The following is a 15,511-nucleotide window of genomic DNA, read 5'->3' as shown; positions in this document are numbered from 1 at the left end:
TATGTAGGCCCAGGAAGGCGCGTGGGTCAGGCTCACGCCGGGTGCTTCACGACCTGTGCATCCGATCGGGTGCTGGGGTGAGCCTGACCCCTGAGTGATACATTTTAAGACAAGCAGTTCCCATTTACTCCGGTCGGGCCCGAGCGCACGATCGGCCCTCTGTTCGCTTCGTCGCGAAACAGACACGGGCGAGGCCGCGCCTCGCGTGGGGACTGCATGACAACTGGGATACTGGCATCTGGCCGTGGGCTCTTGACGGCTGCTGTGGCTGCATTGCTGCTGACGAGCCTGACCACGGCGCACGCGCAAACCTCTGGGGCGTTCACTCTTTTCGAGAGCGGGCAGGTCCGGCCGCTGGCGCTCTCGCCGAATGGCAAGTTCCTCTTCGCCGTCAACACGCCCGACAACCGCCTGGAGATCTTCCGGGTGACGGCCAGCGGACTGTCTCATCGCGCCTCGGTGCCCGTTGGCCTGGAGCCCGTAGCGGTCGCCGCGCGCACGGACACGGAAGTCTGGGTCGTCAACCACCTGTCCGACAGCGTGAGCGTCGTCGAGATCGATGGGGCGGGGCTCAGCGGTACGGTGGTGCGAACGCTGCTCGTGGGAGATGAGCCGCGGGACATCGTCTTCGCCGGGCCGGATCGGGCTCGCGCCTTCATCACGGCGGCCCACCGCGGGCAGAACGCTCCCTTCGATCCGCAGCTCACCACGCCGGGCGTTGGCCGCGCGGACGTGTGGGTCTTCGATGCGTGCAACCTGGGCAGCTCGCTGGGAGGCACGCCGCTCACCATCATCAACCTGTTCAGCGACACGCCTCGTGCGCTCGCGGTGACGCCGGATGGCTCGCGCGTGTACGCGGCTGCGTTCCATTCGGGCAACCGCTCCACGGTGCTCCACGAGAGCGTGGTGCCCAACGGGGGCGAGGCCGACGGCGGCGTGCCCGGGCCCATGACCAACGCAGAGGGGGAGACGCGGCCCGAGGTCTCCATCATCGTCCGCTACAACGGCACGGACTGGGTGGACGTGCTCAACCGTTCGTGGACCGGCACGGTGAGGTTCAACCTCCCGGACAAGGACGTGTTCGCCATCTCGGCCAACGCCAATCCTCCGGTGCAGCTGTCGGGTCCGACCGGCTTCTACACCGGCGTGGGCACCATCCTGTTCAACATGGCCGTCAACCCGGTGAGCGGGAAGGTGTACGTCAGCAACACCGAGGGCCGGAACGATCTGCGCTTCGAGGGCCCAGGCCTCTTCGCGGGGACGAGCCTCCGCGGGCACCTGCACGAGAGCCGGATTACGGTGCTCAGCTCCTCCGGCGTCGCGCCCAGGCACCTCAACAAGCACATCGATTACAACACCTGCTGCGCGCCCACCCCCAACCCCGAGAGCGAGAAGAGCCTCGCACAGCCGCTCGGCATGGCGGTGACGTCCAACGGTGCCACCCTCTACGTGACCGCATTCGGCTCCTCGAAGCTCGGCGTCTACTCGACGGCGGCGCTCGAGGCGGACACCTTCGTGCCGAACACGGCGGACCAGGTCTCCCTGAGCGGTGGAGGCCCCACGGGCCTGGTGCTCGACGAGGCGCGCGGGCGCATCTACGTGCTCACGCGCTTCGACAACGCGATCTCCGTGGTCAACACCACCACCCGCCAGGAGATCGCCCACCTGGCCATGTACAACCCGGAGCCGCCGAGCGTGGTGCAGGGCCGGCCGTTCCTCTACGACGCGCGCAACAGCTCCAGCCACGGTGACTCATCCTGCGCCAGCTGCCACATCTTCGGAGACTTCGACAGCCTGGCCTGGGATCTCGGCAACCCGGACGCCCTGGTGAAGACCAACCCGAGCCCCGTCGTCCCCGTGCTGCCCGAGTTCGGCCCGGATCCTACCTTCGGCCAGGACACGGCCTTCCACCCGATGAAGGGCCCGCTGATGACCCAGAGCCTGCGCGGCATGGCGAATCACGGCCCCATGCACTGGCGGGGAGATCGCAACGGCGGCTTCGACGCGCCCAGCGCCCAGCCGGACAGCGGCGCCTTCAACGAGCAGGAGGCCTTCAAGCAGTTCAACCCGGCCTTCATGGATCTGCTCGGCCGCAGCGCGCAGTTGACGCCTACGGAGATGCAGAAGTTCACCGACTTCATCCTCCAGGTGATGTACCCGCCCAACCCGATCCGGAACCTGGACAACTCGCTCACGGCCTCTCAGCAGGCGGGCAAGGACTTCTTCCTCGACACCACGAGCTTCTTCCATGGCCCGTGCGCGTCCTGCCACACGCTCGATCCCAACGCCCACCCGGACAAGGGCCTGTTCAAGGGCTTCTTCGGGACGGACGGCCGCTCGTCCTTCGACGCGGAGGTGCTGTTCCCCAAGGTGCCGCACCTGCGCAACATGTATCAGAAGGTCGGAATGTTTGGCGCCGCCTTCGGTTTCGGCTCGGTGGCTGCCGACTCCTTCATGGGGGATCAAATCCGTGGCTTTGGCTTCAACAGCGACGGCAGTATCCCCACGCTCTTCCTCTTCAACAGCGGCTTCGACTTTGATCCGGTCTTCAACCAGCCTGGCATCCCCCTCACTCCCGCGGGCGCTCAGGCCAAGCGGGACATGGAGCAGTTCATGCTCGCGTTCGACACCAACCTGGCGCCGGTCGTCGGCCAGCAGGTGACTCTCACGCCCCTCAACGTGGGAGTGGTGTACCCGCGCATCCACCTGTTGATGGCGCGCGCGGCGGCTGGCGAGTGCGATCTCGTGATCAAGGGCCGGATCCTCGGCATTCCCGTGGGCTACCTCTATGTAGGGGGAGGGCAGTTCAGAGGTGACCGGCAGACACAGCCTCTTGTTTCCGAGCCGAACCTCCGTGCGCAAGCTGTCGCGGGCAGCACGGCGCTGACGTATACGTGTACGCCTCCGGGCTCTGGCGTGCGCATCGGCATCGATCGGGATCTGGACGGCTTCCTCGACGGAGACGAACGCATGGCGGGGAGCGACCCCGCCAATCCCACCAGTATTCCCTAGCTCACGATGTCGAACCCGCCAGTCCCATCATCTCGCGCACGCTCATCCCTGGCTCGATCCACGCTCATCAAGATGGGCGTGCGGGTGGCGGTGGTCATCGCCCTTACAACCCTCGTCAGTTACCTCCACATCCTCCGCTCCATCCGCACAGAGACGCTCACGCGGATGGAGTGGGGCGTCTCGGAGCGCAGTCAGCGGGAGCAGGCCATCTTCCTGCTCGCGCAGGATGACCACGCGCTCGTCGCGAAGGCCTTCCAGGAGCGGATCCTGGCCTGGCGGGAGAAGGATCCCAACCCGCTCTTCGAGAGCCTCTTCACGCTCCAGGCGGATGGGACGATCCGCAACAAGCGCGAGGGCTTCGATGGCACGAAGATGCCGGGCGTCTTCGTGCCTCGGGGCGTGAGGGACGATGCGGACTTCCGCCGCCGGCTCCTGGCCGCGTACGAGGCGGTGTCCCTGTATGGCCCTGCCTTCCATGTCCGCTTTACGGACACCGGCATCATGCTCCCGGAGGGCGTCGTCGTGGGGTACTGGCCGGAGGGGGCGACGTACTTCCTGGATCTCGATCCCAGCTTCTCGATCCTGAACCTCGAGTACTTCACCTTGGGTCTGCCCGAGAACAACTCGAGCCGGAAGTCCGCCTGGACCGGCATCTTCGAGGATGTGCCCTCGCGCACCTGGATGGTCACCGTCGTCACGCCCGTGGATCTGGAGGGGCGTCACGTGGGGACGGTCTCCCATGACGTGCTCCTGGACGAGCTGATGCGCCGGACCGTCCTGGACCACCTGCCGGAGGGCTACAACCTGCTCTTCCGCGATGACGGTCTGCTCATCGCCCACCCGGGGCTCCGGGTGAAGAGTGGGGTGGAGCCGTACAACATCCTGAACGACCCGCGGAAGCCGGAGGATGTCTTCGAGGAAGGCGGCACCGCGGAGGCCCGCGCGCACCTGCAGGCCATCGTCAAGGCAGTGAAGGGCTTGAAGCGCGGGCAACTCGGGGTGCACCTGCCGGAGTATGGCGAGTACCTCGCGGCGGCGCGGCTGCACGGCCCCGAGTGGGAGTTCGTCACGGTGTTGCCCGAACGAGTGGTGTCCTCGGCGGCCTTCCACGTGGCGCGCTATGTCCTCATGTTCGGCCTGGCGTCCCTGTTGGTGGAACTCGCGGTGATGTACTGGGCGCTGAGGCAACAGATCACCCGCCCGCTGGAGGCCTTCACCCAGGCCACGGACCAGGTGGCGGCCGGAGACTTCAAGGTCTCGCTGGAGACTTCGCGCGATGACGAGCTGGGGCGGCTGGCCCAGGGCTTCCAGTTGATGGCCCAGGAGGTCCAGCGGCGAGAGGAAGAGCTGCTGCAGGCCAACGAGGGCCTGGAGCAGCGCGTGGTGGAGCGCACCCAGGAGCTCACGGAGGTCCACCGGCAGCTCGTGGAGACGGCGCGGCAGGTGGGCCGGGCCGAGATCGCCACCAACGTGTTGCACAACGTCGGCAACGTGCTCAACAGCGTCCACACCTCCGCCCTGGTGGCCCAGGAGCGGCTGGCCGCGCTGAAGATCGACAACGTGGAGCGGACGGTGGACCTGGTCGAACAGCACCAGGGCGACCTGGCGAGCTTCCTCACCCAGGATCCGCGAGGGCGCAACGCGCTGCCCTTCCTGCGCCGGCTCGGCAAGCACATGCTGGCCGAGCGCCAGGAGATCCAGACGCTGCTCAGTGACGTCAGTCGACACACCGAGCACATCGGCTCCATCGTCAAGCTGCAGCAGAACTTCGCGCGGATGCCGCTGCACCTGCTGGAGCCCACCACGCTGTCGGAGCTGGTGGAGGATGCGGTGCGCATCAATCAGGCTGCACTCACGCGCCACTCTGTTAAGGTGGAGAGGAACCTGGGGGACGTTCCATCCGTGCTGACCGAGAAGCACAAGGTGCTGATGATTCTGGTCAATCTGATCAGCAATGCGAAGTATGCGTTGGACGAGCTGCCGGAAGCAGAGCGGCGGCTGACCGTGAGTCTCCGGTCCCTGTCCAACGAGCGCGTGCAGATCGAGGTGCGGGACAATGGAATCGGTATCGAGCCGGAGATGCTGACGCGCATCTTCCAGCGCGGTTTCACCACCCGCGAGGAGGGGCATGGCTTCGGCCTGCACTCCAGCGCGCTGGCGGCTCAGGAGCTGGGGGGCTCCCTGGTCGCGCACAGCGAGGGTCCAGGCAAGGGCGCGACATTCACGCTAGAGCTCCCCGTCACCCCGGAGAAGCAGAGCGAGCGACCGAATGTCTAAGCGCCGGATCCTGGTCATCGACGACTCAGAGGACATCCACAAAGACTTCAAGCGCATCCTCTGTCCGGGGCCCTCCCAGGATTGGGAGGAGCTCGCCCGGCTCGAGGAGGCGCTGTTCGGTGTAACGCCTCCGAGCTCCAGCACCTCCAGCCAGATCTTCGAGGTGGACACGGTCTTCCAAGGCCGGGATGGCGTTGCCAAGGTGCGGGAAGCGATGGCCGAGGGGCGGCCCTATGCGCTGGTGTTCCTGGACTACCGCATGCCCCCGGGGTGGAATGGTTTCGAGACGCTGCGGCACCTGCGGAAGGTCTCTCCCACGGTGCCCGTCGTCTTGTGCTCGGCCTTCTCGGACTACTCCCTGGAGGACATGCGGCGGGAGTTCGGCGAGGGGCACCGGCTGACGGAGCTCCGCAAGCCCTTCAACAAGAATGAGGTGTATGAGCTGGCGCTCGCTCTGACCGAAGAGCCACAGGGCGCGAGCTCCGCGAAGCAGGGGTGAGCCCGGCGGGGCGGCGCGGTGGCTTCACGCGGAAGGGGCGTGTCCCGTCTCGGGCGGAGCGCTTCGCCGTGACGCGGCTCCGTGGAGCACGGTGAGTTGCCGCACCATCCAGCGGAGCTGGGCCTGGAGCAGCGAGTCATCTCCGGGTCGGGTGGCGGACTCCACGGTGGGCGCGTGGCTCGGCTGGAGGACGGCCTCGAAGTCGGGGAGCGGCGCGGGGTTTCGCCCCTGGAGCGCGGCGTCGGCGAGATCGTCCAGGACCTTCTCGGCGTTCTGGGCGAAGCGCTCCAGGAGGGAGCGGAGCTGCACTGTCGCCTGTTGGGGCTGCGTGGTGAACAGGGCGATCATCGCCGCGGCGAAGCGGCGGGTGTAGACGAGCAGGGTCATCGGCGGCTCGATCGGTTCGGCCCGCCGTCGAGGCTCGGCGAGCAGCCGCTGGAAGGAGGTCTCCGCGTTGATGGTCGCCAGGCCCATCTTGCGCCGGGCCTCCGAGAGCGCCGGATCCAGGAACTTCCGTCCGTCCAGGTAGGCGGCGACGAGCTGCCGCAGGTACTCGCGCTGTGCCCGGTGGGCCTCGGCGAGCTGCTCGGGGAAGAGCTCCTTCTCCGGGCGCTCCCACAGCAGCCACGAGCCCGCCAGCGCCAGGGCCCCGCCCATGAGCGTGTTGATGATGCGCACCCGGGCCAGGTTCCAGTCGCCGCTGCCTATCTCGGCCAGCAGCACGAAGGTCACCGTGACGAAGATGGTGAACAGGCCGTAGTTGACGACGATGACGGCGACGCTGATGGCGGCGGTGAAGAACACCAGCACCAGGATGGCGTACGGGTGATGGAGCTCGGCGGCCACGGCCGCGGCGAGGATCCCTCCCACCACCGTGCCCACCACGCGCTGCAGGGCCTTGAGGAAGGTGGGCCCGCTGTACGGCAACATGATGGTCAGCACGGTGATCGTGACCCAGTAGCCGTGGCTGAGGTTCAGGCCCTTGGCCACAGCCACCGCCAGCGTCGTGGTGACGCCCACCCGGAGCGCGTGCCGGAGCACCATGGACTTCCAGGTGAGGTTCACCCGCAGCGGTTCGAGCAGCGAGGGCCGTTGCTCGGAGTGCTCTCCACGCTGGGGCACCTGCTCACCGTGCGTCGGGTGATCATCGTGGAGGCTGGTTGCGTTGCCCACTGCCAGCCCAGCGAACTCTCGGAGCTGCGCCAGCAACTGCGCCGCGTGGAGCGTTTTGACCTGCGCGGAGGCTGGCAGGGCAGGGGATGCGCTGTCCGCGCCGGCAGGGTCCAGAAGCTTGCGAAGTGCCTCCGCGCCCCAGTTCAGGGATGGGAGTTGCTGGGGCGCTCCTTCCGTCTCGGTGATGGGCGCGAGTTCCTGGAGCGTCTGGGATGCAGCGGAGAGGGTGCGCTCCACCTCCGCCCGGGCGGGCTCGGAGCCGCCCTCGTTCACCAGGCTCTCCATCACGTCGCCCAGCCCGACCAGGACGCCGAACATCGCATCCGCGATTTCGAGTAGCACCAGCAGCCGTTCCCCGCGATGGCTCTCGGATCTCCCGCGGCGGGTGGCAGCAAGGGTGTTTCGGGCCTCCTCCAACGTTTCTCGGAGTCTCCCGTGGTGGCGCTGGATCAGCGCCTGCCAGGAAGCATCGCCCTGGGCGTGCGTGGAGAGGTGCCCCACGTCCGCCGCGAGGTCCGCCACCGCCCGGAAGCAGCGGGCGACGGCCAGACGGCTGGGCCGATACGGGCGAATGGGCCAGAGCACCAGCGAGAGCGTCATCGCCCAGAGCGCGCCTCCGATCACGAAGGCCCCGCGCTCCAGCGACTCGACGAGCCCCGTGCCCGGCAGGGCCAGGGAGATGACGAAGGTGCTCGCGGCCGTGTTGCCCACGAAGCTCGCGGCGGTGCCGTACGCGCCGGCATAGCTGCAGGCTGTCACCCAGAGCAGGGCGGCAGGGATCGCAACGGCGGGGTGCATGCTCGCCAGCCCCGCGACGGTGGCGGAGAGCGCTCCGGCCAGGGCGGCTGCTCCCATGGTGGATGCGCGCGCCCGGTACGAGCCGCCCTTGTCCACGAAGGAGGTGTTGAAGCCGCCCACGCTCAGCCACAGCCCTCCCGTGAGCTGGAGGATGTTGGACAGGACCGCGGGCAGGATGGCGGCGAGCGAGGCGCGGATCCCCGCCTTCACCGCGGGTCGAACGGGAGCGAGGCGAGCCACATCCTTGGAGTGCTCGACCAGACGCCGGGTGATCATGGCGCGCGTTACATAACGCTATCGCTGCGCGACGACCACCGGCTTCGAGCCTGGAAGTACGGTGGCGAACGCGGAGAAGAGCTGGCCGGTGAGGGCGAATGAGCGGCCGGAGCCCGGGGCTCGCAGCGTGTCGTTGAGGATCTTGCCGGTGTCGGGATCCTTGCCCACGCCAGGCTTCGAGAGGTTCATCCGGTAGCGCACCACGCCGCGCTTCACGCGGTGGATGACGGTGACGGTGCCGTCCGAGTCCACCTGATCCACGATCCCCACGTGGGTGAGCCCGTCGTTGCGCCGGCCGTCGCGGTTCTGATCGTACGTCTCGCGGAAGAAGACGAGATCCCCCGGCACGGGCCGGCCACCGTTGTAGACGCGGCCGTGGTTCAGCGCGTAGCGGTAGAGCGCGGTGACGCCGTTGTCTCCCGGCTTGGAGGTGCCTCGCAGCGACACGCCGGCCTGGGCGTAGACGGCCTCCACCAGCCCGGTGCAGTCACTGGGGTAGGCGCGGCCTCCCACCTTCACCTGGGACTTGCCGACCAGCGCGCGGGCGGTGGCGAGCACCGTCTCGCGGGCATCGCGCGCAGGGGCCGGGCGGGGCGTGGGCTTCGCGCGCTTCTTCGAGTTGGCGCGAGACTCCCGGGACGTGGCCGTGGCGGGGCTCGCCTGACGCCTCGCCGCATCCACGGTGGTGCGATGATCGGTGCTCGGCGAAGCCTCGGCGATGGCCTCCTCGGACTCGTCCTGCGTGTCCTCGTCCGGAATGCCTCGAGGCATGGCCGCGGGAGTAGCAGGCCGGTACCGGAAGTTCTCGTAGGCCATCCGGCCGCCCAGAGGCGCTCCCGTGGCACCCGTGGCGCACCCCGTCATCCACACCATCCCGGCCAGCAGCGCGATGAACCTCATGAGACCTCCCTGTGAGTCCAGGTGCTACATGGTCGATCCATCCGGCTGTGTCGTCAAAATACCTACCCAGACAACCGGGCGTGGAGGCTTGGGTTTTCCGTTTCCAGGAGGGTGGGATAAGTGTGAGGGGATGCTCAGGGTTCTCGCGCTCGCGGTGCTGTTGTCTGTCACAGGTTGTGCGTCCCAGGCGTACCAGCACGCGAAGGACGCGGACACGGTGGAGGCCTATCAGCAGTTCCTGAGCGAGTACCCGAAGGACGAGATGGCCGAGGCGGCCGAGGCTCGTGTCGAGGAGCTGGAGTTCACGCAGGCGCAGAAGCTCCACACGGTGCTGGCCTACAAGCGTTTCCTGGAGGCGCATCCGGAGGCGGCGCAGGCCCACGCGGCGCGCTCTCTGCTGGAGGGCCTGCGCTTCAACGCGGCGAAGGAGGCGGGCACGTTGGCCGCCTGGCGGCAGTTCCTGGCGGATCACCCGGACGGGTCGCAGCGCGAGGAGGCCAAGCGGCTGATGGCCGAGGCCGAGCAGAAGGAGCTGAGCACGACGGCGGATCCGAAGCAGCTCTCGGCCTACTTGCGCCAGGCAGGGGACGATCCGCGGCGGCAGGAGGTGGAGGCGCGGCTGGACGATCAGACGTTCGCGCAGGCGCGGGCCTCGGGAGCGACGAAGCTGTTTGCGTACCTGCGGGACTTCCCTGCGGGCCAGCACCGCGAGGAGGCCAAGGTGCGGCTGTTGGATCTGGAGGTGGAGGGACTGCTCGTCTCGGGGCTCCTGGAGGATGCCGAGGCGAAGGTGAAGGCGCATCCGCTGGGGCCGCAGCTGAAGGACTTTCCCCAGCGGCTGGCTCGGGCGAAGGCGGTGCGTGAGACGCTGAATTCGAAGGAGCCGTTGGCCCAGGCCTCGCGGGTGGACTTCTACCTGCGGGACATCGGGGATCTGCAGCAGTCGCTCGCGGCGCTGGATCCGTTGGATCGCTGGCAGGCGGCGGAGGAGCTGGGACAGCACGTGTCGGTGCGCGCGGTGGATCCGCTGCTCAACGCGTTTCGCACGGCGCGCAACCCGCTGATCCGCCTCAATGCGCTGGAGAGCCTTCAGACGGTGCTGCGCGCCCTGCCTCGGGACGTGGCCGAGTACGAGGTGGCGGTGCGGCTGGAGACGCTGCGTGAGCGCGCGAGCAGCGCGGAGGTGTACCTGACCATCGCGGCGCTGCTGGATCTCACTGGGCAGTTGGATCTGGCGGCCACCGAGTACCAGCGCGCCTTCGACACCAACAACCCGGATCCGGTGGTGCTGCGCCGCTGGGTGAAGATTCGCCAGGAGCGCCGCCAGCCCTTCTCGGCGGCGGTGGCGGCGCGGCAGCTGGCGCTGTGGGCGCTCGGGGTGGCGAAGGAGGAGCTGGTGTCCTCCGAGGGTGGGGTGCCGTTGGCCTCGGCCCGTCAGCTCTGCGCGGCGGCGGAGAACGCGCGCTTTGCGTTGGATTCCATCGCTCAGGCGCGCAAGCAGGCCACGGAGTTCCCCGAGGATCTGAGCGCCTTCGAGCGGGCGGCGCAGGATGCGGTGAAGCTCTCGGAGGCCCGGCTGGCGGACGCGGAGCTGCTGCTGCGCCAGCAGAACGCAGGCGTGCGCCTGTGCCGGGATCAGCAGGTGCATGAGCGCCTGGTCAGCGCGGTGAAGGAGCGCACGGAGGCGCTGGGCGCGGTGGGAGCGAAGCTGCCCAAGCTCGCTCCGGTGCTCCTGCAGGTGGCGAAGGAGCGGGATCCTTCACCGGAAGTTCGCGCTACGGCGGCGGCTCGGCTCGCCGCGATCTCCGCGCGAGGGGACTGAACAGATTTTCCCTGCCCGCCGCGAGTGCGGAGGTTAGAGTCGGAGGGCTCATGGCCACGCGAACCTACACGCTGAAGGTCGCTGCTCCGGCGAAGCCCGCCTTGCGGATCGACTATGCGGGGCTCTTGAACGACGAGCAGCTCCAGGCCGTGGAGGCCGGGGACGGACCAGCGCTGGTCATCGCTGGAGCGGGCTCGGGCAAGACGCGGACGCTGACATTCCGGGTGGCGCGGCTGCTGGAGCGCGGGATTCCCCCTGAGGGCATCCTGTTGCTCACCTTCACCAACAAAGCTGCGAGAGAGATGACGCGGCGGGTGGAGGAGTTGGCCGGAGGCTTCGTGGACGTGCGCCGGATCCTCGGGGGCACCTTCCACCACGCGGCGCACGCGCTGCTGCGGCAGTTCGCGCAGAACCTGGGGTTTTCCCAAGCCTTCACGGTGCTGGATCGCGAGGATGTGCGGGACCTGATGGCCTCGTGCATCGCCGAGCGGAAGATCTCGAAGGAGCGGCGCTTCCCCCGAGCGGAGGTGGTGCTGGACATGGTGTCCACGGCCATCAACCTGCAGCGCTCGTTGTCGGAGGTGCTGGTGCAGGACCGGCCGCAGTTCCTGCCGCTGGCGGAGGAGGTGCTGGCCGTGGCGCTGCGCTTCCAGCAGCGCAAGCAGCAGATGAACCTGATGGACTTTGACGACCTGCTGCTGCACCTGAAGCGGCTGCTGGCCGAGCACGAGTCGGTGCGCACGCAGCTCGTCGAGCGGTTCCAGTGCGTCCTCGTGGACGAGTACCAGGACACCAACCGCCTCCAGGGAGATCTGGTGGATCTGCTGGTGGGCGAGCGGAAGAACCTGACGGTGGTGGGGGACGACTGCCAGTCCATCTACAGCTTCCGGGGCGCGGACTTCACGAACATCATCGACTTCCCCAAGCGCTACCCCGGCTGCGGCGTGTACCCGTTGACGCGCAACTACCGCTCCACGCCGGAGATCCTCCAGCTGGCCAACGCCTCCATCGCGCTCAACCAGCGCCAGTTCCCCAAGCAGCTCAAGGCGGAGCGCCCGAGCGGCGCGAGGCCTGTGCTGGTGCCCACCAAGGACGTGGACGAGCAGGCCGCGTTCGTCGCCCAGCGCGTGCTGGAGCTGCGAGACGAGGGGACACCCTTGGAGGAGATGGCGGTGCTCTACCGGGCACACAGCCACTCCATGGAGCTGCAGCTCGAGCTGACGAAGCGCGGCATCCCGTTCCGGGTCCGTTCCGGTGTGCGCTTCTTCGAGCAGGCCCACATCAAGGATGTGCTGGCCCACCTGCGCTTCGCCCACAACCCAGGCGACGAGCTGGCCTTCAAGCGCGTGATCAGGCTGGTGTCCGGGGTGGGCCCGGCGACCGCCGAGTCTCTCTGGACCGCCCTCCTGACCCTGCCGCCGGAGCAGCCCATCCACGAGCGGCTCGGCCACCCGGATGTCCGCCGCCACGTGCCTCGGAAGGGGTCCTCGGGGTTCACCCGCTTCACCTCGATGGTGGCGCGCCTCACCCGGCCGGACGCCGCGCGCACCCCAGGGCAGCTCGTGGAGGACGTGCTCACGGGCGGTTACGGCGAGTACCTCCGGGCCGAGTTCGTCGCCGAGGAGCGCCGCGAGGAGGACATCCGCCAACTGGCCGAGTACGCCAGCCGCTTCGAGGACCTGCCGCGCTTCCTGTCCGAGATCGCCCTGGTTGCCGAGTTCTCCGCCGAGGACGCCATGTCCGGGGAGGAGCCGGACGAGTTCCTGACGCTCTCCACCGTCCACCAGGCCAAGGGGCTGGAGTGGAAGGCCGTGTTCGTCATCTGGCTGTCCGAGGGGCGGTTCCCGCTGATCACGGCCATCCGCAACCCGGAGGAGGAGGAGGAGGAGCGGCGGCTCTTCTATGTGGCGGTGACCCGGGCCAAGGACGAGCTGTCGCTCATCTACCCGCTCACCACGAACCCCCAGGATGGGGCGCGAATCATCCTCCGCCAGTCGCGGTTCATCGAAGAACTGCCCGTGGCAGAGGACGCTCCGTATGACCGGCTCATCCTGGAGGCGATGGAGACACCGGTGCTTCCTCGCCTGGAGGGCATGAAGGCGTTGGAGGGTGGGGTTGCGCCCGGGGTGGGGGCTCCTCCAGACCCGGAGTCCGATGTCGACCCGTAGGGCGATGGCCAGAAACGGGCGTGCGGCTCATTGACGTGATACAGAAGTGGAGGGCGCTGCGTCTCGTCTGATCAGCGCCTCTGGATTTCCATGGCGGACAAACCTCGCATCGTCGGGATCGACCTGGGCACGACCAATACGCTGGTCGCGTCCGTGCGCAACCGCATCCCGAAGATCGTCCCCACCGATCGCGGCAACCTCATCCTCCCCTCCGTGGTGGCGCTCTCGAGCAAGGGAGACCTGCAGGTCGGTGGCGTCGCCAAGGATCAGATGGTGACGAACCCGAAGAACACGCTCTACGGCACCAAGCGGCTCATCGGACGCAAGTACCACTCCAAGGTCGTCGAAGAGCTCAAGAGCTACTTCAACTACGACATTGTCGAGGGGGCGGACGGGGACGCGGCGGTGAACCTGGGTGGGAAGACGTACTCGCTGCCCCACGTGGCCAGCCTCATCCTCGGGCAGCTGAAGACCATCGCCGAGCAGTTCCTCGGCGGGCCCATTCAAGAGGCCGTCATCTCGGTGCCGGCCTACTACAACGACAATCAGCGCAACGCGGTGAAGGAGGCCGGGCGTCTGGCCGGCTTCGACGTGAAGCGCATCGTCAACGAGCCCACCGCCGCCGCGCTCGCCTACGGCTTCAACCGCGGCCTGGATCAGAAGATCCTCGTCTATGACCTGGGCGGCGGCACCTTCGACGTGTCCGTGCTGCAGCTCACCGGCAACGTCTTCGAGGTGCTCGCCACCGGTGGAGACACCTTCCTGGGCGGCGTGGACTTCGACAACCGGGTGATCGACTACGTGCTCGAGAAGTTCCAGGAGGAGCACCGGATCGATCTCTCGCAGAGCCCCATCGCCCTGCAGCGCATCAAGAACGCCGCCGAGGCGGCGAAGATCGATCTCACCCTGCGCCTCAACGTCCTCATCGATCTGCCCTTCATCGAGGAGCGCAAGGGCAAGCCGGTGGACCTGCGCATCCCCCTCACCCGCGACGTGCTCAACGCGCTCACGGGAGACCTGGTCAACCGGACCTTCGAGATCTGCGACCGGGTGCTCGAGGAGAAGGGCATCAAGCGCTCGGAGATCGACGAGATCATCCTCGTGGGTGGCCAGAGCCGCATGCCGCTGGTGCAGCAGAAGATCCAGGAGCACTTCGGCAAGCCGCCACGCAAGGGCGTGCATCCGGACGAGTGCGTGGCCCTGGGCGCGGCGCTGCTGGGGGACTCGCTGGGCAGCATTGACTCGGTGACGCTGCTGGACGCGCTGTCCATGCCCATCGGCTACGGGCTGCCCAACAATCGCGTCAAGCGCATCATCGACAAGAACACGCTCATCCCGGTGGTGAAGAGCTTCCGGCTGCCGACCCCAAGGGATGCCAACTCGCCCCACATCGAGCTGGACATCTACCAGGGTGACAGCGACCTGATCGTCGACAACGAGTACCTGGGCACGGTGCGCCTGCCGGCCGCGTTCGCCGGGCGGAAGATCGACTTCAAGCTGACGGAGGAGTGCCTCCTCCAGGTGCTGGTGGAGGACGGTGCCACCATGAAGAAGGTGGACCTAGCCACCCGGGACACGCCCGAGGCGCTCAAGAAGGCCATCGAGGAGTCGCTCCCGAAGGAGCCACCCCCGGCCGAGCCACAGCCCTCCGAGGGCAGCGGTGGACTCCTGTCCAGCATCACCCGGGTGTTCCGCCGCAGGTAGCGGGAGACGGTATGCCGAAGTTTCCATCCAAGGAGTGGTGTGAGGAGGCAGTCCGGCTCACCAACGAGGACCGTGAGGCCGTGGCGGCGGGCCAGGGGTGGACCGGCGACTTCGGAGCGGTGGTGGACCCCGAGCCGGGTAAGTTGGCCAAGGTCTTCGTCATCCACATCACCCCCAAGAACGGCCGCCTCGAGAAGCTCCGGCTGCTGGATGATCCGGACGATCTGGACGAGTTCGAGCCCGCCTATGTGGCTCGGGCGCCGTATTCCGTGTGGAAACAGCTCCTCCAGGGGACGCTGGACCCGGTGGAGGCGGTGCTCAAGCGCCGCATCTCCGTGAAGGGCGATCTCCAACCGCTCATCGAGCGGATGAGGTACAAAGGGATCGCGGATCGCGTCTTCGCTGCGCTGAAGACCGAGTTCATCGACGACCGGTGACGGTCCGCGGGGGGCACCTCACATGGGTTTCGCGGATGAGCTGAAGAAGAAGGCGCTGGGCGTCTCGAGCAAGGCGATGGAGAAGCTCATGGCGGACGAGAAGCGCGCCATGCAGGTCGCCAATGCCATCGGGAAGGTTCAGCGGGGCAAGCAGGCGTTCGACAAGGGCCAGGAAGAGCTGATGCGCGCCCTGAACTTCGCCCCCAAAAGCGACTTCAAGGCGGTGGGCAAGAAGCTCTCCAGCCTCAAGCGCCGGCTGCGCGAACTGGACGAGAAGCTGGACTCACTCAACGACGGCTGAATAGCGTTGACACGTGAGGGGGCGGATGGCATTTACCCCCGCGTCGCAACGGCGCCACGGGCGTATAGCTCAGCGGTAGAGCACTGCCTTCACACGGCAGGGGTCGCAGGTTCAAACCCTGCTGCGCCCACTCAGAGAGGTCGT

General features: G+C 67.5%; 10 protein-coding genes and 1 tRNA gene. 9 read left to right on the top strand and 2 right to left on the bottom strand.

The features are described from left to right. The first annotated feature begins 216 nt into the window (after positions 1-216). The 3 genes from KY501_RS28220 to KY501_RS28210 are packed head-to-tail and all read left to right on the top strand — an operon-like array spanning position 217 to position 5,788. Complete coding sequence (locus tag KY501_RS28220) at positions 217-3,012, top strand: hypothetical protein (RefSeq protein ID WP_224366565.1); 2,796 nt, start codon at positions 217-219, stop codon at positions 3,010-3,012. 6 nt (positions 3,013-3,018) lie between these two features. Beyond that, complete coding sequence (locus tag KY501_RS28215; protein WP_224366564.1) at positions 3,019-5,289, top strand: ATP-binding protein; 2,271 nt, start codon at positions 3,019-3,021, stop codon at positions 5,287-5,289. Continuing rightward, the gene (locus KY501_RS28210; RefSeq protein ID WP_224366563.1) at positions 5,282-5,788 is read left to right on the top strand and encodes a response regulator; all 507 of its coding nucleotides are present in this window, start codon (positions 5,282-5,284) and stop codon (positions 5,786-5,788) included. The genes KY501_RS28215 and KY501_RS28210 overlap by 8 nt, the downstream gene beginning before the upstream one ends. A 24-nt stretch (positions 5,789-5,812) precedes the next feature. Here the strand turns inward: KY501_RS28210 and KY501_RS28205 are convergent, their stop codons facing one another. Both KY501_RS28205 and KY501_RS28200 read right to left on the bottom strand, forming a co-directional pair. Then, complete coding sequence (locus KY501_RS28205; protein ID WP_224366562.1) at positions 5,813-8,035, bottom strand: FUSC family protein; 2,223 nt, start codon at positions 8,033-8,035, stop codon at positions 5,813-5,815. Between the two features lie 18 nt (positions 8,036-8,053). Next, positions 8,054-8,935, bottom strand: a complete 882-nt coding sequence (locus tag KY501_RS28200; protein ID WP_224366561.1) for a CHAP domain-containing protein — start codon at positions 8,933-8,935, stop codon at positions 8,054-8,056. A 130-nt stretch (positions 8,936-9,065) separates the two neighbouring features. Here KY501_RS28200 and KY501_RS28195 point away from each other — a divergent pair, with 130 nt between their 5' ends. From KY501_RS28195 to KY501_RS28170, 6 genes are all read left to right on the top strand, one after another. Then, complete coding sequence (locus KY501_RS28195; RefSeq protein ID WP_224366560.1) at positions 9,066-10,757, top strand: HEAT repeat domain-containing protein; 1,692 nt, start codon at positions 9,066-9,068, stop codon at positions 10,755-10,757. Positions 10,758-10,807: 50 nt separating this feature from the next. Beyond that, positions 10,808-12,925 carry an ATP-dependent helicase gene (locus KY501_RS28190; protein WP_224366559.1) on the top strand — a complete coding sequence of 706 codons (2,118 nt, stop codon included), beginning with the start codon at positions 10,808-10,810 and terminating at the stop codon, positions 12,923-12,925. Between the two features lie 90 nt (positions 12,926-13,015). Next, a complete protein-coding gene (locus KY501_RS28185; RefSeq protein WP_224366558.1) occupies positions 13,016-14,629 on the top strand; it encodes an Hsp70 family protein in 1,614 nt (537 codons plus the stop codon). A gap of 11 nt (positions 14,630-14,640) precedes the next feature. Next, on the top strand, positions 14,641-15,066 hold the full coding sequence (locus tag KY501_RS28180) for an SCP2 sterol-binding domain-containing protein (protein WP_224366557.1): 426 nt from the start codon (positions 14,641-14,643) through the stop codon (positions 15,064-15,066). A 22-nt stretch (positions 15,067-15,088) separates the two neighbouring features. Further along, positions 15,089-15,367, top strand: coding sequence for a hypothetical protein (locus KY501_RS28175; RefSeq protein WP_224366556.1), 279 nt, complete (start codon positions 15,089-15,091; stop codon positions 15,365-15,367). A 58-nt stretch (positions 15,368-15,425) separates the two neighbouring features. Further along, positions 15,426-15,497, top strand: a tRNA-Val gene (locus tag KY501_RS28170). Positions 15,498-15,511 lie beyond the last annotated feature (14 nt).

It is taken from the genome of Hyalangium versicolor (genome assembly GCF_020103695.1).
Lineage (GTDB): Bacteria > Myxococcota > Myxococcia > Myxococcales > Myxococcaceae > Hyalangium > Hyalangium versicolor.
The sequence above is the reverse complement of the archived record's forward strand: the minus strand, read 5'-3'. Positions and strand labels throughout refer to the sequence as shown.

Excerpts from the sequence above, each read along its gene's own strand:
- KY501_RS28220 (WP_224366565.1), top strand. The coding sequence starts at position 217 with ATGACAACTGGGATACTGGCATCTGGCCGTGGGCTCTTGACGGCTGCT.
- KY501_RS28215 (WP_224366564.1), top strand. The coding sequence starts at position 3,019 with ATGTCGAACCCGCCAGTCCCATCATCTCGCGCACGCTCATCCCTGGCT.
- KY501_RS28210 (WP_224366563.1), top strand. The coding sequence starts at position 5,282 with ATGTCTAAGCGCCGGATCCTGGTCATCGACGACTCAGAGGACATCCAC.
- KY501_RS28205 (WP_224366562.1), bottom strand. The coding sequence starts at position 8,035 with ATGATCACCCGGCGTCTGGTCGAGCACTCCAAGGATGTGGCTCGCCTC.
- KY501_RS28200 (WP_224366561.1), bottom strand. The coding sequence starts at position 8,935 with ATGAGGTTCATCGCGCTGCTGGCCGGGATGGTGTGGATGACGGGGTGC.
- KY501_RS28195 (WP_224366560.1), top strand. The coding sequence starts at position 9,066 with ATGCTCAGGGTTCTCGCGCTCGCGGTGCTGTTGTCTGTCACAGGTTGT.
- KY501_RS28190 (WP_224366559.1), top strand. The coding sequence starts at position 10,808 with ATGGCCACGCGAACCTACACGCTGAAGGTCGCTGCTCCGGCGAAGCCC.
- KY501_RS28185 (WP_224366558.1), top strand. The coding sequence starts at position 13,016 with ATGGCGGACAAACCTCGCATCGTCGGGATCGACCTGGGCACGACCAAT.
- KY501_RS28180 (WP_224366557.1), top strand. The coding sequence starts at position 14,641 with ATGCCGAAGTTTCCATCCAAGGAGTGGTGTGAGGAGGCAGTCCGGCTC.
- KY501_RS28175 (WP_224366556.1), top strand. The coding sequence starts at position 15,089 with ATGGGTTTCGCGGATGAGCTGAAGAAGAAGGCGCTGGGCGTCTCGAGC.